20 protein-coding genes are annotated in these 22306 nt (G+C 67.0%); 12 read left to right on the top strand and 8 right to left on the bottom strand.

Features of this window, described 5'->3' with window-relative positions; translation table 11 throughout:
* Window positions 1-68: 68 nt before the first annotated feature.
* The gene (locus ACIA76_RS10740; protein ID WP_397150937.1) at window positions 69-1028 is read right to left on the bottom strand and encodes an alpha/beta hydrolase; all 960 of its coding nucleotides are present in this window, start codon (window positions 1026-1028) and stop codon (window positions 69-71) included.
* Window positions 1029-1451: 423 nt separating this feature from the next.
* On the opposite strand from ACIA76_RS10740, the gene ACIA76_RS10735 reads away from it, so the two are divergent.
* The 7 genes from ACIA76_RS10735 to ACIA76_RS10705 are packed head-to-tail and all read left to right on the top strand — an operon-like array spanning window position 1452 to window position 9708.
* Window positions 1452-2501, top strand: a complete 1050-nt coding sequence (locus ACIA76_RS10735) for a 3-oxoacyl-ACP synthase III family protein (RefSeq protein ID WP_397150935.1) — start codon at window positions 1452-1454, stop codon at window positions 2499-2501.
* A 12-nt stretch (window positions 2502-2513) separates the two neighbouring features.
* Entirely contained in the window at window positions 2514-3413 is a 900-nt protein-coding gene (locus tag ACIA76_RS10730) for a hypothetical protein (protein WP_397150933.1), read from the top strand.
* Window positions 3410-5077: a fatty acid CoA ligase family protein gene (locus ACIA76_RS10725; protein WP_397150931.1), complete on the top strand. Its 1668-nt coding sequence runs from the start codon at window positions 3410-3412 to the stop codon at window positions 5075-5077. Before ACIA76_RS10730 ends, ACIA76_RS10725 begins: the two co-directional genes overlap by 4 nt.
* Window positions 5074-5355, top strand: coding sequence for a hypothetical protein (locus ACIA76_RS10720; protein WP_397150929.1), 282 nt, complete (start codon window positions 5074-5076; stop codon window positions 5353-5355). The genes ACIA76_RS10725 and ACIA76_RS10720 overlap by 4 nt, the downstream gene beginning before the upstream one ends.
* Window positions 5352-6392: an NAD-dependent epimerase/dehydratase family protein gene (locus tag ACIA76_RS10715; protein ID WP_397150927.1), complete on the top strand. Its 1041-nt coding sequence runs from the start codon at window positions 5352-5354 to the stop codon at window positions 6390-6392. Before ACIA76_RS10720 ends, ACIA76_RS10715 begins: the two co-directional genes overlap by 4 nt.
* Window positions 6389-7582: a peptide synthetase gene (locus ACIA76_RS10710; protein WP_397150925.1), complete on the top strand. Its 1194-nt coding sequence runs from the start codon at window positions 6389-6391 to the stop codon at window positions 7580-7582. Before ACIA76_RS10715 ends, ACIA76_RS10710 begins: the two co-directional genes overlap by 4 nt.
* On the top strand, window positions 7579-9708 hold the full coding sequence (locus ACIA76_RS10705) for an MMPL family transporter (RefSeq protein ID WP_397150923.1): 2130 nt from the start codon (window positions 7579-7581) through the stop codon (window positions 9706-9708). Before ACIA76_RS10710 ends, ACIA76_RS10705 begins: the two co-directional genes overlap by 4 nt.
* On the opposite strand, the gene ACIA76_RS10700 is transcribed toward ACIA76_RS10705, so the two are convergent.
* The 4 genes from ACIA76_RS10700 to ACIA76_RS10685 form a co-directional block, all read right to left on the bottom strand.
* Window positions 9698-11062, bottom strand: a complete 1365-nt coding sequence (locus tag ACIA76_RS10700; protein ID WP_397151909.1) for a PepSY-associated TM helix domain-containing protein — start codon at window positions 11060-11062, stop codon at window positions 9698-9700. The two genes, ACIA76_RS10705 and ACIA76_RS10700, sit on opposite strands and share 11 nt — an antisense overlap.
* 183 nt (window positions 11063-11245) lie before the next feature.
* Window positions 11246-11830: a hypothetical protein gene (locus tag ACIA76_RS10695; protein WP_397150921.1), complete on the bottom strand. Its 585-nt coding sequence runs from the start codon at window positions 11828-11830 to the stop codon at window positions 11246-11248.
* Window positions 11831-11847: 17 nt separating this feature from the next.
* A complete protein-coding gene (locus tag ACIA76_RS10690; protein WP_397150919.1) occupies window positions 11848-13506 on the bottom strand; it encodes an acyl-CoA synthetase in 1659 nt (552 codons plus the stop codon).
* 149 nt (window positions 13507-13655) lie between these two features.
* Window positions 13656-15308: an acyl-CoA synthetase gene (locus ACIA76_RS10685; protein WP_397150917.1), complete on the bottom strand. Its 1653-nt coding sequence runs from the start codon at window positions 15306-15308 to the stop codon at window positions 13656-13658.
* 263 nt (window positions 15309-15571) lie between these two features.
* On the opposite strand from ACIA76_RS10685, the gene ACIA76_RS10680 reads away from it, so the two are divergent.
* The 3 genes from ACIA76_RS10680 (at window position 15572) to ACIA76_RS10670 (ending at window position 16768) form a co-directional block, all read left to right on the top strand.
* Complete coding sequence (locus tag ACIA76_RS10680; RefSeq protein WP_397150915.1) at window positions 15572-16012, top strand: hypothetical protein; 441 nt, start codon at window positions 15572-15574, stop codon at window positions 16010-16012.
* A 113-nt stretch (window positions 16013-16125) separates the two neighbouring features.
* Window positions 16126-16281 carry a hypothetical protein gene (locus ACIA76_RS10675; RefSeq protein ID WP_397150913.1) on the top strand — a complete coding sequence of 52 codons (156 nt, stop codon included), beginning with the start codon at window positions 16126-16128 and terminating at the stop codon, window positions 16279-16281.
* A 34-nt stretch (window positions 16282-16315) separates the two neighbouring features.
* Complete coding sequence (locus ACIA76_RS10670) at window positions 16316-16768, top strand: hypothetical protein (RefSeq protein WP_397150911.1); 453 nt, start codon at window positions 16316-16318, stop codon at window positions 16766-16768.
* Window positions 16769-17560: 792 nt separating this feature from the next.
* Here the strand turns inward: ACIA76_RS10670 and ACIA76_RS10665 are convergent.
* On the bottom strand, window positions 17561-17842 hold the full coding sequence (locus ACIA76_RS10665; RefSeq protein ID WP_397150909.1) for a hypothetical protein: 282 nt from the start codon (window positions 17840-17842) through the stop codon (window positions 17561-17563).
* A 283-nt stretch (window positions 17843-18125) separates the two neighbouring features.
* On the opposite strand from ACIA76_RS10665, the gene ACIA76_RS10660 reads away from it, so the two are divergent.
* Both ACIA76_RS10660 and ACIA76_RS10655 read left to right on the top strand, forming a co-directional pair.
* Window positions 18126-18338, top strand: a complete 213-nt coding sequence (locus ACIA76_RS10660; protein WP_397150907.1) for a hypothetical protein — start codon at window positions 18126-18128, stop codon at window positions 18336-18338.
* Window positions 18339-18550: 212 nt separating this feature from the next.
* The gene (locus ACIA76_RS10655) at window positions 18551-19453 is read left to right on the top strand and encodes a zinc metalloprotease (protein ID WP_397150905.1); all 903 of its coding nucleotides are present in this window, start codon (window positions 18551-18553) and stop codon (window positions 19451-19453) included.
* Window positions 19454-19584: 131 nt separating this feature from the next.
* On the opposite strand, the gene ACIA76_RS10650 is transcribed toward ACIA76_RS10655, so the two are convergent.
* Together ACIA76_RS10650 and ACIA76_RS10645 are read right to left on the bottom strand one after the other, a co-directional pair.
* Window positions 19585-20823, bottom strand: a complete 1239-nt coding sequence (locus tag ACIA76_RS10650; RefSeq protein ID WP_397150903.1) for an acyl-CoA dehydrogenase family protein — start codon at window positions 20821-20823, stop codon at window positions 19585-19587.
* Between the two features lie 25 nt (window positions 20824-20848).
* Complete coding sequence (locus ACIA76_RS10645) at window positions 20849-22240, bottom strand: acyl-CoA dehydrogenase family protein (RefSeq protein ID WP_397150901.1); 1392 nt, start codon at window positions 22238-22240, stop codon at window positions 20849-20851.
* Window positions 22241-22306: the final 66 nt, after the last annotated feature.

Below are 22306 nucleotides of genomic sequence, written 5' to 3'. Positions count from 1 at the left end.
ATAGTCCGGCCGAATTCCTAACGGCGGGTGACGGATTGGGGAACCCGCGACGGTCGCCTCGTCTACCCCTATTGCGAAGCCCCCGCATGCTCCATGCCGAGTCCGCGGCGCAGAGCGGCCATGGAGTCGGCGCGGGTTCGGCGGGAGATGGCGGCATCGGAGAGGTACGACCCGTGATATGTGCCCGGGTAGCAATGTAATTCGACGTTGATACCTGCCTGCAGCAGGCGCTGGGCGAACTCGATCTGATCATCGCGCATCGGGTCGAACTGCATGGCGGCCAGGTACGTGGGCGGCAGGTCCGTGAGGTTCTCGGCGCGGGCCGGGGCGGCGTATGGGGAGACGTCGGCGGTACCGGGGACGCCCCGGCCGAGGTACTGCGACCAGCTCCATTCGCCGATGCCGCGGTTCCAACCCGGGGTGTCGGTGTAGGTGCGTGCCGAGTGCGTCCGCACGCGGTCGTCGAGCATGGGAATCATCAAGTACAGGAAGCAGATTGCCGGGCCGTGCTCGTTGCGGGCCCGCAGCGCGACGGCCGCGGCCAGGTCGCCGCCGGCGCTCTCGCCGCCGACGCCGATGCGGTCGGCGGTCACGCCGAGTCCGGCGGCGTTCTTCGCCACCCACTCGAGCGCCGCATAACAGTCCTCGAACGCGGCGGGGAACGGATGTTCCGGCGCGAGCCGGTAATCGACCGAAACCACCAGTGCGCCAACCTCGGCCGCGATGCGTCGGCCCTCGTTATCGGAATCGACGACGCCGTTGAGGACGAAACCGCCGCCGTGGAAGTAGACCAGCGCCGGAAGTTGGCCGACCCGATCGCGGGGCGCGTACACGCGAACCGGAACGTCGCCGCCTGCCGGTCCGGGAATGGTCCGGTCGTTGACCTCCAACGGTATCGCCGACTGATACCGCGGCAGCCGCGCGAATCGATCGGCGAACGATGCGCGCATTGCTGCCAGATCGGCCGGCCACCCGCCGACGCCCTGTGCGGCCGCCTCCGCAAGTTCGGGATCGTAGTTGTAGGTCATGGCGGTCCTCGCTCTCCGATGTCGAACGATTCATGTCGCGTAACCGATTGGTACGTCTGATCTCCCGGAACGCCGCTGCTCTGTCGCCTGCCGACGTCACGTGCCCTGATTCGGTTCCGTGAACTCTCTCACAATGAGCCCTCGGTTTGAGGGTACAAGTTAGCGGCGCGGGCGGATCCCCAGATGTTTGCCCGGTAGGGGCCACGGGCTCGCCCGCATCCGGATCCAAGATCGATCCGAGGGTAAATCCCGGTGTAGCCGGAGAGTCGCCAGCTACTGTTACATGCGGTAACAGAGACCAATTGCCCCGGGAATGGTCGGATGAATGCCGAGTAGGCGATCGGTGGACCGCTAAGTTACCATCGGGTAGCAACGTTGCTCACCGGAATTCCGGTCGTAATCCATCCCATTTCAGGAGGCGACGTGTCGCATTCCCGCTTCGAATCAATCGGTGCTTATCTGCCAGAGAAAAGCGTCAGCACAGCTGAGTTGGTGTCGCGGCTGAAGGTGCCTCCGGCGTTCGATCTCGAAAAGATTACAGGCGTTGTGGAACGGCGCGTGCGCAGCACCGATCCGGAATCTCCCGAGGGCTCCTTCGATCTCGCGATCAAGGCGGCCGAGGATTGTTTGTCCAGGTCACGGTACTCTGCCGGGGATCTGGATGTGATCATCTCGACCTCGATCACGCGCAGCAAAGACGGCGGTCGGATGTATATGCAGCCGACGTTCGCCTCGTCGATCGCCAAACATCTGGGTGCTGCGAAGGCTATTACTTTCGATATCTCCAATGCCTGCGCCGGCATGCTCACCGGAACCTACATCCTGGATCGGATGATTCGGTCGGGAATCGTGCGGAATGGTTTGGTGGTCAGCGGTGAGGCCATTACTCCGATCGCCGATACCGCGGTCGAAGAGATTTCCGAGAAATACGATCTGCAATTCGCCTCGCTGACCGTCGGTGATTCCGGGGCGGCCGTCGTGCTGGATCGTTCGGTCGATGAGCACGATCGGATCGAATACATCGAACTGGTCACGGCCTCGGAGTTCTCGCATCTGTGCCTGGGCATGCCCAGCGATAAGAGCCAGGGTGTCGCGCTCTACACCGACAACCGGAAGATGCACAACGAGGCGCGGTTCCTGCTGTGGACCGACTCGCAGAAGAAGTACTACGCCGACCGTGAGACCACGTTCGAGGCGGAGGAGTTCGACTACATCATCCACCACCAGTTCGGCGCGGCCGCGATTCCGTACATGAACGCGATCGCCGAGCGGGAATTCGGCGCGCCGATGCCGCCCGACCTCAACGTCATCTCCAAGTACGGGAACACCTCCAGCACTTCGCACTTCATCGTGCTGCACGATCACCTCAGCCGCGAGGAGATTCCGGCCGGATCGAAGCTGCTGCTGATCCCCGCGGCGTCCGGCGTCGTCGGCGGATATCTGTCCACCACGATTTCGTCTCTCAAGGTCTAGGGGTTTCGCATCATGGGCGTACGCATCAAGTCCACCGGAATCAGCCGCGACAGCGACACGTTCAGCATCGTGGACCACAGCGGCCGCGCGGCACGGCGCAGCCTGGAGCGGGCCGGGGTGCGGTCAGACCAGGTCGGCGTGCTCATCAACGCGGGCGTCTTCCGCGATTCGAACACCGTCGAACCGGCGATCTCGGCGCTGATCCAGAAAGAGGCCGGAATCGGCCTGGACTACACCTACGGTGATCCGCGCACATTCTCCTTCGACCTGATGAACGGCGCGGTCGGCGTGCTCAACGCGGTGCAGGTGGCGCAGTCGATCCTGACGACCGGTGGTGTCGAGCATGTGCTGATCGTCTCCGGCGACACCCACCCGTCGCTGGCCCGCTCGGCCGGTGACGACGAATTCCCCTACGCCACCTCGGGCGCCGCGCTGCTGCTCGAGAACACCGAGGAGCCCGAGGGTTTCGATACGGTGCACATCGTCTCCGGCGACGGAACCCCGGCGATCCGATCCTATGTCGACGCGAACACCATGGGCACGATCGGACGGACCCTGATGACCGTCGAGCGCGAAGCCGGTTTCGAACAGCGGCTGCTGGATGCGGCCGTCGAGGCGGCCGAGGCCGCGCTCGGCGAAAGCGATTCGGCCACAACGGTTCTGATCTCTTCCACGCCGACCCCGGACTTCCCGCGCGCGCTGGCCGACCGGCTCGGCATCGCCGAGGTCCGGACCCCGGATCTGTCGGCGGGCGATCCGCACACCGCGACGCTGCCGCTGGCCTACGACCTTGCCGTCGAACAGGATTCGCTGCGGGAGTTCACCCGTGTGTTGTTCGTCGCGGCCGGGGCCGGACCGTCGGCGGCGGCGGTGCTGTACCGGCTGCCCGCCCCGGTCGGAGTGGCCGCGTGACAGCGGGCACCTACTGGCGCGCCGTCGACCGGTTCCGTGCGGTGGTCCAGGCCACCCCGGACCGGGAGGCGGTGCTGTTCCCGGCCGATACCACGGGCGACCGGTTGCCCGACTATCACACGCTGACCTATCGGGAACTCGACGAATGGTCCGACACTATCGCCGAAAGGCTCAGCACCGCAGGTGTTTCCAGCGGTACCCGCACCATCGTGCTGGTGCTGCCGAGCCCGGAGCTGTACGCGATCATGCTGGGGCTGTTGAAGATCGGCGCGACGCCGGTCGTCATCGATCCGGGTATGGGCCTGCGCAAGATGCTGCGCTGCCTGCAGGCGGCGGATCCCCAGGCGTTCATCGGCATTCCTCAGGCCCATGCCGCGCGGGTGCTGTTCCGTCGCTACTTCCGCGGTGTGCGGACCTCGGTAACGGTGGGGCGGCGCTGGTTCTGGGGCGGGGCGAAGCTCGCGAGCTGGGGCCGCACCCCGACCGGAACGCTGCCCGCCCGCACCCCCGCGCCGGATGGTGACCTGCTGCTGATCGCGTTCACCACCGGCAGCACCGGACCCGCCAAGGCGGTCGAACTCACGCACGGAAATCTGTCGGCGATGGTCGACCAGGTGGACGCGGCCCGCGACCGGATTCCGCCCGGCGCCTCGCTGATCACGTTGCCGCTGGTGGGGATTCTGGATCTGCTACTCGGATCCCGTTGTGTGCTACCGCCGTTGATTCCCAGTAAGGTCGGGTCGACCGATCCCGCGCATCTGGTGGACGCCATCAACCGGTTCGGCGTACGCACCATGTTCGCCTCGCCCGCGGTGCTGATTCCACTGTTGCGTCATCTCGAGCACGGCGGCGCGGCGTTGCCGACATTGCGGAGCATCTTCTCCGGCGGTGCGCCCGTGCCCGACTGGTGTATCGCCGGTCTGCGCGAGGTGCTCGATCCGCAGGCGCAGGTGTTCGCCGGTTACGGCTCGACCGAGGCGCTGCCGATGTCGACCATCGAATCGCGCGAGCTGTTCGACGGATTGACCGAACGCGCGCACCGCGGCGAGGGCACCTGCATCGGGCGACCCGCCGAGGGTGTGCGCGCCCGCATCGTCGCGATCACCGACGATCCGATTCCGACCTGGGCCGAGGTCGGCGAGCCGACCTCGGCGGGCGGCATCGGTGAACTGGTGGTCGCGGGGCCGAATGTCAGCACCCGCTACTACTGGCCCGAGGCGGCGAACGCGGTCGGCAAGATCGCCGAGGGCGAGGTGATCTGGCATCGCACCGGAGATCTGGGCTGGATCGACGATGCGGGCCGAATCTGGTTCTGCGGCCGCAAGTCCCAGCGCGTCCTCACCGTGGCCGGGCCGATGTTCTCGGTGCAGGTCGAACAGGTCTTCAATGTGGTGCCGGGCGTGGCCCGCACGGCGCTGGTCGGCATCGGACCGCGCGGTGCGCAGCGGCCGGTGCTGTGCGTGGAAGCGGAGTCGGGTGCCGACCGGACGGCGATCACGCTCGCCCTGAAGGACCGTGGCGCTGAATTCGACGTCACCGCGGGCATATCGGAGTTCCTGTTCCACACGTCGTTCCCGGTCGACATTCGCCACAACGCGAAGATCGGCCGGGAGCAGCTCGCCGAATGGGCGGCGACGCAGATCGGATCGGAGGAGCACCGATGAAAATCGTCGCACTGCGGGCTGTTCCGGTGCTGGGCTGGATCTACGTCGTGGTCGGCCTGGTGGCCGCCGCGACCGGTCGCGGGCCGCGCGGCCCGATCCTGCGGGCGCTGTGGTGGATCGACGTATTCCTCAGCGTGGTGATCCACGCCGCGCAGATCCCGGTGGCGCTGCGCGCGTCGGAGGGCAGCGGCCGTTCCCGCGCGACCACGGCAGTGCTGACCCAGATCTTCGGCCTCACCTGGTGGCGTACCCAGTCCGATAAGGGGAGTGTGCGATGAAAGCATTGGTGACCGGGGCCTCCGGATTCCTCGGTGGCGCCCTGGCTCGTCGGCTGGTGCACGACGGCGAGTACAAGGTCTCGGTGCTCGCCCGGCCCACCAGCGATCTGCACGGCATCGACGAACTCGCCGGCGTCGACGTCGTCTACGGCGACCTCGCCGACGCGGCCTCGCTGCAGCGCGCGGCCGCCGGCGTCGACGTCGTATTCCACAGCGCCGCACGGGTGGACGATCGCGGGACCCGTGCCCAGTTCTGGGAGGAGAACGTGCGCGGCACGCAGCGGCTGCTGACCTCGGCGCGCGAGGCGGGCGCCTCGCGATTCGTGTTCATCTCGAGCCCCAGCGCACTCATGGACCGCGACGGCGGCGATCAGATGAACATCGACGAGTCGACGCCGTATCCGCGGCGCTATCTGAACCGGTACTCCGAGACCAAGGCCGCGGCGGAACGTGCCGTACTGGCCGCCGACGCAACGGATTTCGCGACCTGCGCGCTGCGCCCGCGCGCCATCTGGGGCGCGGGCGATCGCTCCGGCCCGATCGTGCGACTGCTCGGCCGCACCGCCGAGGGCACGCTGCCGGACCTGTCGTTCGGCCGCGCGGTATATGCCTCGCTGTGCCATGTGGACAACATCGTCGATGCCTGCGTCAAGGCGGCGGCCTCCGAGAACGTCGGCGGCAAGGCGTATTTCGTCGCCGACGCCGAACGGACCGACGTCTGGGGATTCCTCGGCGAGGTCGCCGGTCGGCTCGGATATCCACCGCCCAGCCGCACCCCGGACCCTCGGGTGATCGCCGCCGCCGTCGCGGCGATCGAGACGGTGTGGCGCATCCCGGCCGTCGCCCGGCGCTGGTCGCCGCCGCTGTCGCGCTACGTGGTCGCGTTGATGACCCGCACCGCGACCTACGACACCACCGCCGCCGCCAGGGATTTCGGTTATCGACCGGTCATCGATCGAGAGCGTGGACTGACCGAATTCCTCGCCTGGCTGCGGAGCGTAGGTGGCGTCGAAGAGCTCACCAGGAGTCGACCATGAGCACCACCTTCCGTCGCCGCATCTCCCCGACCGAGCGGATGTACTTCCCCATGCGGGAATTGGCGCCACCGTTCCTCATGCAGCTCGAGTTCACCGGCACGGGCGCGCTGGACCCCGACGAGCTCCGGCGCGCGGTCGAGACCGCCTCCGCGGACTGTCCGGGGGCGCGGCTGGTGCGCGTCGGACGAAACTGGGTGGACAGCGGAATCGCCCCGGCCGTCCGCGAGATCACCGGACATGTGCTGGGATATCCACGCCTGGAAGCGGATCCGGTGCTCACCAGCCCGATCGGCCCCACCCGGGACAGCACCTGTGAGGTCCTGTTGCTGACGGGGGAACCGACGACGGTGATCTTCCGAGTGTTCCACGGCGTGATGGACGGTATGGGTATGGTGCTGTGGGCCACCTCGGTATTCCGCGCCCTGCGCGGAGAACCGTTGCGGCCCATGCGCGATCCGATCGCCGATCGCGAACTGGTGCGCCGAGTGGGCGCGCCGGGGCGTCCGACACCGATGCTGCCGCGCTATCGGGCCGCGATCGGATACGGTCGACAGGATCCGGGTCTGGCCCGGCATCTGCTGCGGCACCGCACGATTCACGCGACCGGCTCGGGGGCGGTCGCGCGGGTCGCCGCGCTGCTCGCCGTGGAAGCCGGTGTGGTACAACGGATCATGGTCCCGGTCGATCTGCGCCGGCACGATCCCGAGCTGCGCTCGACCGCGAATCTCGCCCTGCCGCTGTTTCTCGATGTCGAACCCGGACAGGACTGGACACAGATCAACCAGGCCAAGCGGATCGGGTTGCGGGAGCGTCACGAGCTGAACCAGATGGCCAGTAGCGGATTGGCGAACATCCCGGACGCCGCGAGCCGCGCGATCCTGCGCACCACGAACTGGCTCGGCTCCCGCTACGGCCGGAATCTGGCCTCGGCCACCGTATCCCATATGGGCCGCTTCGATCTGGACGAACTGCGTGTGCCGGGATTCGCGCCGACCACGGTGCGGGTGCTGCCGCAGCACAGCGTGGCGATGCCGCTGCTGTTCGGGATGGTCGAATCGGGCGGGCGGACGGAGCTGACGGTATCGGCCCGCAACGGGCGCGGCCTCGAGGATCGGTTGGAGACGCTGCTCGACCTGATCGCCGACACTCTGGAAGCCGAACTGCCGCAACGGAATTCCTCGGCCGCATGAGAAACCTGGCAGCGATGGTCGCGGCGCGGCCGAAGGTCGTGCTCGTCGTCGCGATCGGTCTCGCGGTGTTGTTCGGGTTGTTCGGGGCCGATCTGCAGAGCCGGGTCAGCGCCGCGGGTTTCACCGATCCCGGCAGTGATTCGGCCCTGGTCGACGGCATCGTCCGGGATAAGCTCGGGCCGCAGAATCCCGACGTGATCGCCATCTACACGGTGCCGGAGGGGCAGTCGCTGACCGAGCTCGGGCCCCGGGTGCAACAGGCGGTGGCGCGCATCGATCCGTCCCTGCTGGCGCAGCGGGTGGACACCTACTGGAACAACCAGCCGCCGCGGCAGGGTTATCTGCGGTCGGCCGATGGCCGCCAGGCGCTGGCGGTCGTATTCGCGGCAGGGGACGAGAATCAGCGCGTCGCGGTCTTCCCGAAAATCGCTGACGCGCTACGGGTTCCGGGTGTAGAGGTCAGATTCTCCGGTTACAGCGCGCTGGCCGACGAGATAACCGAACAGTCGCGCCACGATCTGGTGCTGGCCGAATCGATCTCGCTGCCGATCACCCTGGCCATCCTGGTGCTGGTATTCGGCGGTGTGCTGGCGGCCGGGCTGCCGGTGCTGGTCGGCGTGCTCGCGGTGCTCGGTTCGCTGGGCGCGGTCGGGCTGATCGCGCGCTGCACCGAGGTGAGTATCTTCGCGGTGAACATCGCCTCGTTGCTGGGGCTCGGATTGGCCATCGACTACGGGCTTTTCGTTATCAGCCGCTATCGGGAGGAGCTCGCGGCCGGACGCACCGTGCCCGATGCGGTGGCGCGGTCGATGGCCACCGCCGGGCGCACCGTCGGCTTTTCGGCGCTGCTGCTGGTGTGCGCCTTCGCGGGGACGTTCGTCTTCCCGCAGGCCGTGCTGCGTTCGCTGGGCTACGGCGCGATCGCCGCGGTGGTGCTGGCCGCGGTGCTCTCGCTGACCGTGCTCCCGGCGGCGCTGCTGCTGCTCGGCCCGCGGATCGGGAAATGGACCTGGCGCGCCGACGCTTTCGAGCGCGGTGAGCGGCGGGCGGCGCGGTTCTGGGGCCGGGTGGTCGATGCGGTGCTGAAGCGGCCCGGGGTGGTGGCGCTCGCGGTCACCGCGGTGCTGCTGGGATTGGCGACACAGCTGGGCGGGGTCCGGCTCGGGGATATCGACCACACCGCACTGCCCGCCGGAAATGCGGTGCGCGCCACCGTGGATGAACTCGCGGCCCGATTCCCCGCCGCGAGTTCCGGAGTGACCGTGCTGGTTCACGGTGACGGTGGTGGGGTCGACACGGTGACCCATGATATCGGTGCGGTGCCGGGTGTACATCAGGTCGTGCAGCTGCGGCGCGACGGTGTGACCACCATCCTGCACGCGGCGCTCGACGTGCCCGACCGCTCCGAACCGGCCACCGAAATCGTCACGCGCATCAGGCAGCTCGAACTTCCGTCCGGGACCACGCTGCGGGTCGGCGGCGAGTCGGCCGCCACCGTCGACAGCGTGCACGCCATCGTCTCGCGCATGCCGCTCATGATCGCGGTGATGGTCGCCGCCACGCTGATCCTGCTGCTGCTCGCATTCCGCTCGGTGGTCCTGCCGATCAAGGCCGTGCTCATGGCCTTCCTCAGCCTGGCCGCCACCTTCGGCATCCTGACCTGGATCTTCTTCCACGGTCACCTGGCCGGAGCGCTCGGTGTGAGCGTCGGCCCGCTGTCGGCGGGCATGCTGGTGCTCATCATCGCCGTGGTCTTCGGGCTGTCCACCGACTACGAGGTCTTCCTGTTGTCCCGCATGGTCGAGGCCCATCACGAGGGGGCCGACACCGTCACCGCGGTCCACACCGGCATCGTCAAGACTGCCCGCGTAATCACCGCCGCCGCAACCCTTCTCGTCGTCATCACCGGCGCCTTCACGCTGTCCCCGCTGACCCCGATGCGCTTTCTCGGGCTGGGGATGATCATCGCGCTGATCATCGACGCCACCCTCGTCCGCATGCTGTTGGTCCCGGCGTTGGTGAAGCTGATGGGCCCGGCCAACTGGTGGCCGGGCGGTTCCCGGCGGGCACGGACCCCGAATGCCGAGGCGATGGTCGGCGTTGGAGCTGGCGGCCTCAGGCTGTGATCCGGCGGCGCTGCACCACTGCGACGATGACGTCGACCACGATGAACCCGAGCAGGCTGCAGCCGACCAGGGGCGCGAACCATCCGATGAAGACGGCCGCCGCGACGATCGGCAGCGCGAGGCGAATCGGCGTGCGCCGCAACGCACCTCGCCGAGGCGGGTGGCCCAGTGCGATGCCGCTGCCGGAGCGGGTGGGCCGGCGCTTCCACCACATCAGATAACCCCGCACGATCACCGTGATCAGGGCGATCATCGTGAGCAGCAGCAGTAGCTGATTCGCCGGGCCGAACAGCACGCCCATATGCAGGGCGATGCCCCAGTTGGTGAGCTTGGCCATCAGCGGCCAGTCGCGGTAGCGCAGGATATCGGTGACATCGCCGGTCGCGCCGTCCACCGCGATCGCGTCCTGGGTGTACACGCCGGGCAGTCGGCGCTCCTTGGCCACGAACGCCACTCCGTCCCGGGCCGGGATGGAGATCTCGAGCGGTCCCTCGACGCCGTGTCCGCGCGCGGCCGCGAACACCTTGTCCACCTGGGCCGCCCGATCCGCGGGCACCGGGGCGCCCATATGATGGCCGCCGCCGTGTTCGGCATGCTCACCGCCCATGGGCTGCGCGAGTGCGGTCGACCCCGGCAGCGTGCTGCTGATCGTGGGTGTGGTCCAGCTCATCCGGCCGCGCAGCGCGTCGATGTGCTCGCCGGTGTAGGTCGACCAGGTCATACCGGTCGCGGACAGGAACAGCACCGGCAGCAGCACCCACATGCCCACGACCCCATGCCAATTCAGCGTCCGGGCGCGGCCGTCGCGGGTGCGGTCGGGCCGCAGCAGCCAGCGCGGTGTGCGGCGTTCGCGGCGCGAGCGCACCCGCCGCCACCACAGCGCGAGGCCCGCGAGCGCGATGATCCACAGCCACGACGCGGCCAGTTCGCTGTAGAGCCGTCCGGCCTGGCCGAGATGAAGATCCTTGTGCAACACATCGATCCAGGTGCGCAGCGGCAGCGCGCCGGCACTGCCGTACACCACGCTGGATCCGACCGGTCGCGCGTTCGCCGGATCGACGAACACCGCGCGCCGCTCGGATTCCCCCAGCGACGGATCGGTGAGGATCACCCGCGTGGTGTCGCCCGCGTCCTGTGCGGGGGCCACCGCGGCCAGCGCGAGATCCGGCCGCGTCGCGGTCGCCGCGGCGATCTGTTCCGACAGCGGTCGCGCGGGTCCGGTCGAATCGACGTGCAGCAGATCGCGATCGACGACCGACTCCAGCGTGGGCGAGATCGCGTACAGCGCGCCGGTCAGCGCCGCGATGAGAACGAATGGCGCCACGAAGACACCGGCATAGAAGTGCAGTCGCATGGCCAGCGCCTGGAAGGCATTGCGGGTCCGGGGTTTCGGTCGCGTGGTCGCGGGGTCGACAACGGGGTCATCGATGATGCTCAAGGGTGGCGCTCCTGTTCGAGGACACCCGTTCGCGGCACGTGCGGTCGCGGGGACGCGCGCATGCGAAATCCGTTGATGTGAACGGGTGTCGAAGTGAAATCAGACTCGAACGAGCACCGGTGGTCCGCGGGTGCGGAAGGTGTCGGCGGCGAGGATCCGCAGAATGACACGGTCGCGATGGGCCGCCCGCGGCGGCCGCGGGCCCGCGATGCCGGGGGTGCGCAGCAGACCCGGCAGCACCCCGATCAGGACCGCGGTGCCGATCCGGTAGGCGGCCTCCGCGCCGAGGATTACGACGGCCGCGCCGAGCGCGGCTGCCACATGGGCGCCCACCATGGCAGGGCTCCACAGGGATTGGGTATGCGGCATGGACATCATGCCGATCGACATCGAGGCGTGCCCGAGCAACTGCCCGCCGAACAGCGCCGCAGCCAATCCGAGCGCGGTGCCGCGCAGCGGGCCGACGCCGGTCACCAGCGTGCCGACCACGGTCGCCCCGGCCACCAGCAGCGCGACGGCGCTGGACGATACGGGCATACCACCCGAGGCCCAGCCGTGCGCGGCCACCGACAATGCCCCCGACACCGATCCGGCCGCCGCCCCGCGCAACCGTGCCGCGGCGGTCCGGCGCGCACGCGCCGCCGCCGTGGCACGGCCCGAAGGCAGGCCGGAAACGATGATCACGCGCTGATGATAGCTAATCAGTCGTTGGCGACTTCCATCTCTACCAGCGGCTTGCGCAGCAGTTTCCCGGTCGCGTTGCGCGGCAGCTCGTCCAGGAAGATCACCTCGCGCGGCACCTTGTAGCGGGCGAGGTTCGCCTTGACGTAGTCCTTGATCTCCTGGACGTCGCGGTCGGAGTCCGGGCCGGGAACGACGAAGGCGCGCAGGCGTTTTCCGAATTCGCGGTCGTCGACGCCGACGACCGCGGCCTCCAGCACGTCGTGCCGGTTGGACAGGAGATTCTCGACCTCCTGCGGGAAGACGTTCTCGCCGCCGGAGACGATCATGTCGTCGTCGCGACCGTCGACGAACAGCAGCCCGTCGGAGTCGAAATGGCCGACATCGCCGGAGGACATATAGCCGTCGATGGTTTCCTTGGTGCGGCCGTCGGTGTAGGCCTTGAAGGAGTGGGCATTCTCGATGAAGATCGTGCCCGTCACATTCGGCGCGGTGATGCGCTTGCGGTTCTCGTCGTAGAGCGCCAGCCGGATGCCGATCGGCGGCCTGCCCGCGGTGGTCGGCGCCTTGCGCAGATCCTCCGGGGCGGCGACGGTGATGATCGCGCATTCGGTGGAGCCGTAGACGTTGTAGAGCACATCGCCGAAGTAGTCGAGGCTGCGGGTGACCACGTCCGGCGGGATCGCCGAGCCCGCGGCGAAGATCATCCGCAGCGACGACATATCGTATTTCGCCAGCGTCTCGGCCGGCAGATCGAGCATGCGCTGCAGCATTGTCGGGACCACGACCAGCGAGGTCGCCTTGTACTTGGCGATATTGGCCAGCGTCTGCTCCGGATCGAAGCGGCGCTGCTGGAAGATCATCCGGTTGCCCAGCGCCAGACCCAGGGTGAACTGGGACAGGCCGGTGGCGTGGAAGACCGGCGCGGAGACCACCATGGAACCGTTGCGCGGCAACGGAATCCGGTCCAGGAACTGCGCGGACATGAACGGGCTGACCTTCTCCCGCGGCGCGCCCTTCGGGGTTCCGGTGGTGCCGCTGGTGAGGATGATCATGCCGCCCGGCTTCTCGGGCGCGGGCATCGGGGCGGCCGACTGTCCGGCCATCACCGAATCCAGTGTCGGGGTCGACGGATCGACGCCGTCCTGCTCGTCCACCCAGGTGAGGATGCGCGGAATGTCCGCCGGGATCGCGCTCATCAACTCACGGAACTCGCTGTCGTGCAGCACCGCCTTGACCTTCTCGCGGGCCGCCACGTCGGCGAACTGCGGCTTGGCGAAGCCGGTGTTCATCAGCACCGCGCGCACGCCGAGCTTGCCGGTCGCGGTCAGGGCCAGCATCATGCCGCGATGATCGCGCGCGAGCAGCGCCACCACATCACCCTGCCGCAGGCCCTGCGCGGCGAGGCCGCGCGCCAGTCGATTGGACTGGTCGTTCACCTCGCCGAAGGTCATCTCACCGCGCTCGTCCAGGAGCGCGGGGGCGTCCGGAGTCGTCTGCGCGGCATGCATGAGCACGCCCGCGAACGGGCCGAACTTGCCGACATTGACCGCCGAGCGCAGCGCATGATCCAGACGCAGCGGGTTGAACAGTCCACGCTTGCGCATGGTATTGACACCCAGAGCAAGATCGCCGGCCTTACGGAGCGCAGTGCTTGCTGACGGAAGGGCAGCTGACATAGGTTCACAACCTTCCGCGGATACCGCCGAGGTGGCTGGCGGACCGCAACATCGAGATCCAGTGCAGTGCTAACCCTAGCAAGCACTTCGGCCCCACTGTGGTCAGCGTCTCTGTGACCGACAGTAGCGTTATAACCGACAGGTTGCCGTCACTGTGTGACGCGATACTCGATCAATTCGCGACGAAGTAACTTGCCGGTCGCATTGCGGGGGAGTTCGTCGAGGAAGAACACCTCGCGCGGCACCTTGTAGCGGGCCAGATTGCCCTTGACGTAGGCCTTGATCTCCTCACCGTCGGGTGTGACACCGGCCTCTGGCACGATGAACGCGCGCAGCCGTTTGCCGAACTCGGCGTCGTCGACGCCGACCACCGCGACATCGGAGACGTCCGGCCGTTCCAGCAGCAGATTCTCGACCTCCTGCGGGAAGACGTTCTCGCCGCCGGAGACGATCATGTCGTCGTCGCGGCCGTCGACGAACAGCAGCCCGTGCTCGTCGAAGTGCCCGACGTCGCCGGAGGACATATAGCCATCGATGATCTGCTTGTTCCGCCCGTCGGTATAGCCCTCGAACGGCGCGCCGGAGCGGACGAAGATGCGGCCGCGGACACCGTGGCCCTGGACGCGCCGCCCGTCGTCGTCGAACAGCACCACCTCGCAGGTGATCGGCGCGCGGCCCGCGGTACCCGGGACGAGGGCCAGATCCCGCGGATCGGCCACGGTCGCGACCGCGCATTCGGTGGAGCCGTAGAGGTTGTAGAGCACATGGCCGAACGCCTCGGTGGCGCGCACCGTCAGCTCCGGCGACAGCGCCGAGCCGGCCAGCATGATCGTCTTCAGCGCCGACAGGTCGTATCGGCCGCGGATCGCCGGATCCAGTTCGACCATGCGGTGCAGCATGGTCGGCACCGCGACCAGCATCTCGGCGCGATGCTCGGCGAGCAGCCGCAGCGTGTTCTCGGCATCGAAGCGTCGGGTCAGCACGACGGTATTGCCGTAGCCCGTGCCCACCAGCCAGGTCGCCAGGCCGGTGGTGTGGAAGATCGGCGAGACGATCATCATCGTGCCCTGATGCGGGAACGGGATGCGGTCGATGACCTGTGCGGTCGACAGCGGGGAGACCGCACTGCGGGGCGCGCCCTTGGGCAGGCCGGTGGTGCCGCTGGTGAGGATGATGAAGCCGCCCGGCTTCTCCGGCAGTGGCAGCTCGTCGGTGGAGTTCGCGCCGATCAGCTCGTCGAGAGTCACCGCACCGCTGGGCAATTCGGCATACTCGTCGACCCAGGTCAGCACCCGGGGGAGTTCCGGCGGCAGTGCGTCGAGCAGGCCCGCGAATTCGCTGTCGTGCAGGACGGCGCGGACCTTCTCGCGCTGGCACACCTCGGCGAACTGCGGTTTGGCGAAGCCGGTGTTCATCAGGGCCAGGCGCGAACCGAGTTTCCCGGCCGCGATCATCGCCAGCAGCAGCCCGCGATGGTCGCGCGCGAGAATCCCGATCACCGATCCGGGCGCGATGCCCATGGTTTTCAGCCCGCGCGCCAGGGCGCTGGATCCCTCGTCGAGCTCGCGATAGGTCATGTCGCCGCGTTCGTCGATCACCGCGATCCGCTGTGGCCACATCCGCGCGGCGTGCCGCACCATGGTCGCCTGCGGCCCCAGCACCTTGGACTCCTGTGCCGTCCGCAGCGTCTCCATCGGATTCCCGAGATCGATGAATCGGCGCTGCCGCAACACATCTACCCCCCGCACGGCCTCCGCCACGTGAAAGACCTTGCGGCGCAACTCGTTCAGGACAGGGCTCATCTCGCCACCTCCGGACCACCTGTTGTGCATGACCGTACCGACCCGGCCACGTGTTGTGGACGCTAGCAGCCGGGTGTGATCGGAGATACAGAAATCCGGCCAACCTGTCGCGCTTCGTGTTAGGCATGCCTAAACATCCGCACGACATCGGGCGCCTATCAGTAACTATGGAAACGATCTCCGCGGCACTGTTGCGCGGAGATTCGTGTTGGAGTGGTTGATACGGCTGCGAATGCCGTTATGTGGGAAGGGATATCGAACTGATGAGGGCGCGGCGAATGCTTGCGGTGGTGGTGTCGATGGTGATCGCGGTGCTGTTGTCCGGTCTGGCGGCGACATCGGCCCACGCCGATCCGCTACCGCAACTGACCCCGATCGGCACCACGCTCGGCACCTTCGGCGAGGCGAGGCTCTGCGCGGGTGCGATCAATGTGGCGTTGGAGGCCACCCCGGACCAACCCGGCCACGTGCTGGCGCATGTGACCCCGCGGGGCTACCTGGGCGGTCCATGCGGAAACCACGTGAAGCTGGCCTGGATCGGCTCGGCGGGCCCACGCATCCAGGACGTCTACGTCCACGCCGGTGCGGCGCCGGGCGCCACCGAAACCGTCGACCTGTGGATGGGAGCGGGCCCCGCCAAACTCATGGCGGCCGCCTGGCCGATCCCGGGAACGTTCGCGGAGTGGTACCTGCTGGTGCCCTGACCCGAGAACCGGTGCGGGTCACGGCGACTCGCACCGGTCTCGGTATGCCACACGGACTTCCGGTGCGGCGCTCACCTGGTGGAACCCGCCGCCGATTCGTTACCGTATTGATCGTGATTTCCGTTGCCACCTGGAACGTGCTGCATCGCGTGCATGCCGAGAACTGGTATGACGAGGTGAGCCAGCGGTGGCCGGACGAATCCGCGCGCATCGCCGCGGTGACCACGCGGGTGCTCGAGCGCGAGGAGCGCGCGATCGCAATTCGCTAGGGGGACCATATATATCGATGGGAAGGAGTAGAGCATGGCCGACGAACTGGCCGATCGGCCGCTCGTGCAGAAGATCGCCCAGCGGCTCACCGAGCTGATCGGCGCGCTCTATCCGGATCACGTGAAGCGGCCGGGCTACGGGCGATTGGCGACCGAGATTCGGGAGGTGACCGGCGGCACGATATCCGGCACCTATCTCTGGGAGCTGGCCACCGGGAAGAAGCGCAATCTGACCCTCGGACAGCTCGATATCCTCGCCGAGTTCTTCGGGGTTCCGCCCGAGTACTTCTTCAACGACGAGGTAGCCGAGCGCGTCAATACTCAGCTCGAGCTGGCAACCGCGTTGCGCGACGCCAAGATTCGCCGTCTGGTCATGCGCGCGGACGGACTGTCCGCGGGTGCCTTGGACTCGATCCTCACGATGGTCAACGAGGCCCGCAAGCTCCAGGACCTCGCCCCTCGGGACGGATCGGATCCGCCCGCATGAGCTCGGGCGAACGAACTATGCCTATCTGACAATCGCCCACGCGCCCAACCGCATCCGGCGCCGCGAATGCACCCACCCATCGTTCACGGACTCTTGCCCGTTGTGAGCTCGGCTCCAACCGTTCGCGGCGCGGCGTGTACCCGTCTCTGGTTGTGCGGGAACGGATCCGGTGGGCCATGGGTGACCTATCAGGACAGCCTCAGTGCGAGGCCAAGGGGTAAAGGCAAGGCGTCGTCCATGAAAACTGTTGGTGCACAGCGTGCTCCGAACATGCGAAGCCCCACGTCGGAAGGCGCTGAAACCCATTAGCTATAGCTGTCAATAACTTTCACTCGAGCGCGACTGCACGAAGCCACCGCCCGATGATAGTGTCGTGCCGTGTGCTGATTATCCGCTTCAGCGGACAGAACGGCGTCGGGGGAGCTGGCAGGCCGTTCGTAGCCTTTCGTCATCGCACACTGCGAGGGGGAGCTAGGAACCAGTCGAGTACGTCCACAGTCCGCGCGACAAAACAGCACTGCCACAAGATGTTCCATGAGCAACGCGGCCCAGCTCACAACGGTCGCCGCGCAGTGCGGGTGGGCCCCGGAGGGGAGGATCCACCCCCGCCGCGCTCGGCCCGGCCAATCTGACGCGAACAACCGAAAACCGGTGCGAGCCAGGGAGGGCTCACACCGGGTTTCATCGCGCTACAGCCTATCGGGCCGAACAACCGCTGATGTGCGGATGTTCTGCACCGCAGTGGATCTCGCCGTGCAGGGTGGTTCGGATCCAGTGGTCGGAGTCGGCTGTTCACCGGGTCGAGCGAGATCCCAAGCGGTTGTCCGCTACGGCCTCGACCGCCCATGCCGCGTGCGAGAGTCCGATCCCGCGCAGCGCCTCGGCCGCGGTGCGAAGAATCTCGGTGTCCAGCGCGGCCATCCTGTTCCCGCATCGGCTGTATTCGGCAAGTTCCCGCGGGTCGGCGGTCCGGGGCAGTCGAGCGACCACCCGTGCCATCGCCGCACGTTCTGCGACGAGAGAGTGCAGCGGAGCAAGCGCGACCAAGATCTCCGTGTCCGTCACAACGTTCATGTGCGTGCCATCCTTCCTCGGGCCGATCTCGGCACGACACGAACAATTCTTCCGCTACACAGATGATGGAACAGTGAGCTGACTCTGAGGAATCAGTACGATTCGGGTTTCACCGTCTCGCGGATCGAAGGCTCCTCGGCGGGCATCCGTCGTCCGGTGTCGGGGTCTGTGGCATATATCCGGCGCTCCTGCGCTGGTGTGAGTGATATCCCACCCCAAGTTTTCGAATTCCGTCTCGCGGGCGAGTAGCGTCCATTCTCTTCTGTACCGTGTAAGGAATCTCGTGAACAATCTCGATCTGACGAATGCCATATCCGATTTCGACAAGGCGGTTGTCGAGCTACTGCGGGCCTCTGGATGGCTCTATCACGTGTATCGCACCGCATCATCGGATCCATCGGTAGCACTCGACCTGCTGAAGACCGCCGAAGCCAGGCTGACGAGCGTGACCTTGAGCGAGGGGGTGTTCGAGCACCTCTACCACGAGGCCGCGTGAACCTGTTCTCGACGAGGCGGACGAGGCCCTGGACCGCGCGGCCTGTTCCTCGGCCAGCGCATCGCGCCTGAAAACGGTGACCCATCCGAGCTGCCGACCGGTACGAATGTGATTTGTTTCCGGTTTGTTTCCGGTTGGATCGACACGGAGGTGTGTGCGTGCGGCGGAAGGTAACTCCTGTCCTGCTCGGTTTGGCTCTCACTGGAGCGTTCGTGACCGCGTCGAGCGTCGGCACGCCGCTGACGCCTCCCCCACGGGCCGCCTGCCAGACGCAGACACCGGACGACGAGGTGAAGGTGGACAACGACACCCCCGCGGAATCGAAGGTCGTCAAGGAGAAGGAGAGCGAGCAGGACAAGTTGAAGAAGGACTCCGACAACCAGCAGGGGACTTCCGGTGAGCTGACGACAGGTGCCGACGGCCAGGTCCAGGCGAGGCTGACCGACGTGCGGATCCCGGTGCACGTCCACGTGATTCGCAGCGCCGAAGCGGGCAAAGTGTCCGCCGACCAGATCAAACAGCAGATCGAGCAGCTCAACAAGGACTTCGGCGCCTCCCCGCTGTCGATGTTCACCTTCCAGCTCATGGGCACCGACGAGACCGACAATTCGTCCTGGTTCACGGCCCCTCCGACCAGCTCGGTCTACAACGAGATGAAACCCAAGCTGCGCAAGGGCGACAAGAACGCACTCAACCTGTATCTCAACGACGTTGGCGAAGGCTATCTGGGGTTCGCGACCTTCCCCGCGGATTATCGGGCCAAGCCGCAACTGGACGGGGTCGTGGTCAAGTACACGACCCTCCCTGGCGGGTCGTTGACCGGTTACAACACCGGCAAGATCGCGACCCACGAGATCGGGCACTGGCTCGGGCTCTACCACCCCTTCCAAGGCGGGTGCACTGGTCCGGGCGACGAGGTCGACGACACCCCGGCTGAGGCGGACCCCGCCACCGAATGCACCGAAGGCGTCAAGAGCTGCGGGTCCGACTCCGATATCCCCGTGCACAACCATATGAACTACACCCCCGACAACTGCCGAACCGAATTCACCCCGGGCCAGGCCAAGCGCGCCGAGAACCAGTGGGCGGCCTACCGCCAACCAACCGCAGCCTGAGATCCGCTCGCCCAGTTACTTCGGTTCGAGGATGAGCTCCGCGAATCATGATCACACGAAGTTGGTCCGGAACGAGAAAACCGGTGCGAGTCCTGATGTGGACTCGCACCGGTTTTCCGTTGTGCTACAGCTTATTTCAGCTTATCGCTCGACAAGCCGAGGACCCGGCGAGCCACGATCAGCTGCTGGATCTGCTGGGTGCCCTCGAAGATGTCCAGAATCTTCGAATCGCGGCTCCACTTCTCCAGCAGCGTGCGCTGGGAGTAGCCGATGGTGCCCGCGAGCTCTACCGCCTTGAGGGTGACGTCGGTGCCCATGCGGCCGGCCTTGGCCTTGGACATCGAAGCCTCGAGGGAGTTCGGCTTCTTGTTGTCGGCCATCCAGGCGGCGCGCAGGGACAGCAGATAGGCGGCCTCCCAATCACCTTCCAGACGAATGAATTCCGCGGCGGCGGCGTGCTGGTCGTTGGCGGGCTTGTCGTAGTCGATCTCGACGCCGGCCTCGGAGAGGATCGTGCGCAGTTCCTCGAGGGCGGCGCGGCCGACGCCGACGGCCATGGCGGCCACCAGCGGGCGGGTGTTGTCGAAGGTCTGCATGACCCCGGCAAAACCCTTCTCCACATTGACTTCCGGGCTGCCGAGGATGTTGTCCTTCGGGATCCGGCAGTCCTCGAGGCGCAGCTCCGCGGTGTCGGAGGCCTTGATGCCCAGCTTATGCTCGAGGCGAGCGACGGTGAGGCCCTTGGCATCGCGCGGCACCACGAACGACTTGATGGCGGCGCGGCCCTTGGACTTGTCGACCGAGGCCCACACCACGATATGGGTGGCGCGCGAACCGGCGGTCACGAAGATCTTGGTGCCGTTGAGAACCCACTCGTCACCGTCGAGCACCGCGGTGGTCGACACGGCCGCGGAGTCGGAGCCGAACGACGGCTCGGTGATGGCCATGGCCGCCCACACCTTGCCGAAGCGCGACAGCTGCTCATCGGTGGCGACCGCGGCGATCGCGGCATTGCCCAGACCCTGATAGGGAATCGACAGCATCAGGCCGACATCGCCCCATGAGGTCTCGAGGGCGTTCAGCAGGGCGGACATATTGCCGCCGTTGGAGTTTCCGAGCAGCTCGGTGGCGTGCTCGTCGGGCTGCTCGCCCTCCTCCTTGGCCTTGCGGCCGCCGGTGGCGCCGGAGATGTCCTGCGTGCCGGAGTCGGCCAGGCCCTCGACCATGGCGGCCATGGTGTCCAGCTCGACCGGGTACTCGTGCTCGCCGAGGTCGTACTTGCGCGAGATCGGGCGGAAGATCTCCTGGGCTACCTGGTGGGCCTGGTTGGCGCTGGCCCGCAGCTTCTTGGGGAGTTCGAGATTGATCATGGGAAGTCTCCGTAGTGAAGTCGGGTCAGACGAGAACGACGCCCTCGGCGACGCCGATGGCCCGCAGATCGCGGTACCAGCGCTCGACCGGGTGCTCCTTGGTGAAACCGTGACCGCCGAGCAGCTGCACGCCGTCCAGACCGATCTGCATGCCCTTGTCGGCGGCGAACTTCTTGGCCAGCCCCGCCTCGCGGGCGAACGACAGACCCTGTTCGGCACGTGACGCGCCGCGCAGCGTGATCAGCCGCAGGCCGTCCAGCTCGATCGCCATGTTGGCGACCATGAACGCCACCGCCTGGCGATATGCGATCGGCTCGCCGAACGCCTCGCGTTCCTTCACATACGGAATCACGTAGTCCAGCACGGCCTGTCCGGTGCCGACGGCCAGCGAGGCCCAGCCCAGCCGGGCCAGCCGCACCGCATCGGCGTAATCCTCGGCATGCTGGGCGGTATCGCCCGCGCCCAGGATCGCGTCGGTGGGGACCGCGACGTTGTCCAGGATCAACCGGCCCAGGCCCGCCGCGCGCAGACCCATGCTCGGATCGGCCTCGACGACCACGCCGGGGGTGTCGGATTCGACGATGAACAGCGCCGGGCGACCGTCCAGTTCGGCGCCGACGATGAACAGCTCCGCATCGCCCGCGGCCGGGACCAGGCTCTTGACGCCATTGAGGCGGTAACCGCTGGGGGAGCGGGTGGCCTTGGTCTGCAGCGCGAACGGATCGAACAGCGCGCGCGGCTCGGTGAGCACCACCGAGGACTGCGGCACGTTCTCGCCGGTGAAGGCGCCGAGATAGGTCTTCTGCTGGGCGTCGGTACCCCACTGCGACAGCGCGACAGCCACACCCGAGGGCGCCAGGATCGGCAGCGCCAGACCCATATCGCCGTGGGCGAGCGCCTCGGCGACCAGGGAGTTCGTGACCGCACCCCGCTCGGTGGCCGCGCCCTCGAGCTCCTCGGGCACATTGATCAGCGTGATGCCGAGTTCGGCGGCGCGCTCGAGCAGATCGCGCGGGGCCTTGGCCGCGGCGTCGGCCTCGTAGGCGGCCGGGCGCAGGATCTCCGCGGCGAATTCGCGCACCGTCTCGACGATCATCTTCTGCTCGTCGTTGGGTGTGAGGTCGAAGTAGTCCTTGCTGCGAGACTCGTTGGCGGGCAGCCGCTTCGGCTTGCCGCCGCCGGTGACCTTGGAGAACGCACGGGTGGCCGCGCCGAGAGTGCGGAAACCGGTCTTGGCGCCCTCGTAGGTGATCCGGTCGATGGGCTTGCGCAGCTTGTACTTCTCGGCGAGCTCCGACCCCGTGATGGTCGTCATGACCCGCATGGCCGCGCCCATCCAGTCGCGCTTCTGCGGATTCAGCCCGACGGCGGAATCCGGACGTCGCTTCGTTGCGGTGTCTCGAGTGCTCATAATCACCAGTCTTCTCGGGTGGTGGGTGATCCGTCCCAGCATCTTACTGTCGAGTAAGTCTATCTTACTCCA

Source organism: Nocardia sp. NPDC051570 (genome assembly GCF_044454005.1).
In the GTDB taxonomy this organism is placed as follows: Bacteria; Actinomycetota; Actinomycetes; order Mycobacteriales; family Mycobacteriaceae; genus Nocardia.
Note: the sequence above shows the minus strand (reverse complement) of the source record. Positions and strands in the feature narration are given on the sequence as shown.

What these genes read in the sequence shown, in the direction of transcription:
- ACIA76_RS10740 (WP_397150937.1), bottom strand. Translation starts at nt 1,028, where the DNA reads ATGACCTACAACTACGATCCCGAACTTGCGGAGGCGGCCGCACAGGGC.
- ACIA76_RS10730 (WP_397150933.1), top strand. Translation starts at nt 2,514, where the DNA reads ATGGGCGTACGCATCAAGTCCACCGGAATCAGCCGCGACAGCGACACG.
- ACIA76_RS10720 (WP_397150929.1), top strand. Translation starts at nt 5,074, where the DNA reads ATGAAAATCGTCGCACTGCGGGCTGTTCCGGTGCTGGGCTGGATCTAC.
- ACIA76_RS10715 (WP_397150927.1), top strand. Translation starts at nt 5,352, where the DNA reads ATGAAAGCATTGGTGACCGGGGCCTCCGGATTCCTCGGTGGCGCCCTG.
- ACIA76_RS10710 (WP_397150925.1), top strand. Translation starts at nt 6,389, where the DNA reads ATGAGCACCACCTTCCGTCGCCGCATCTCCCCGACCGAGCGGATGTAC.
- ACIA76_RS10705 (WP_397150923.1), top strand. Translation starts at nt 7,579, where the DNA reads ATGAGAAACCTGGCAGCGATGGTCGCGGCGCGGCCGAAGGTCGTGCTC.
- ACIA76_RS10700 (WP_397151909.1), bottom strand. Translation starts at nt 11,062, where the DNA reads ATGCGACTGCACTTCTATGCCGGTGTCTTCGTGGCGCCATTCGTTCTC.
- ACIA76_RS10690 (WP_397150919.1), bottom strand. Translation starts at nt 13,506, where the DNA reads ATGTCAGCTGCCCTTCCGTCAGCAAGCACTGCGCTCCGTAAGGCCGGC.
- ACIA76_RS10685 (WP_397150917.1), bottom strand. Translation starts at nt 15,308, where the DNA reads ATGAGCCCTGTCCTGAACGAGTTGCGCCGCAAGGTCTTTCACGTGGCG.
- ACIA76_RS10680 (WP_397150915.1), top strand. Translation starts at nt 15,572, where the DNA reads ATGAGGGCGCGGCGAATGCTTGCGGTGGTGGTGTCGATGGTGATCGCG.
- ACIA76_RS10670 (WP_397150911.1), top strand. Translation starts at nt 16,316, where the DNA reads ATGGCCGACGAACTGGCCGATCGGCCGCTCGTGCAGAAGATCGCCCAG.
- ACIA76_RS10665 (WP_397150909.1), bottom strand. Translation starts at nt 17,842, where the DNA reads ATGAACGTTGTGACGGACACGGAGATCTTGGTCGCGCTTGCTCCGCTG.
- ACIA76_RS10650 (WP_397150903.1), bottom strand. Translation starts at nt 20,823, where the DNA reads ATGATCAATCTCGAACTCCCCAAGAAGCTGCGGGCCAGCGCCAACCAG.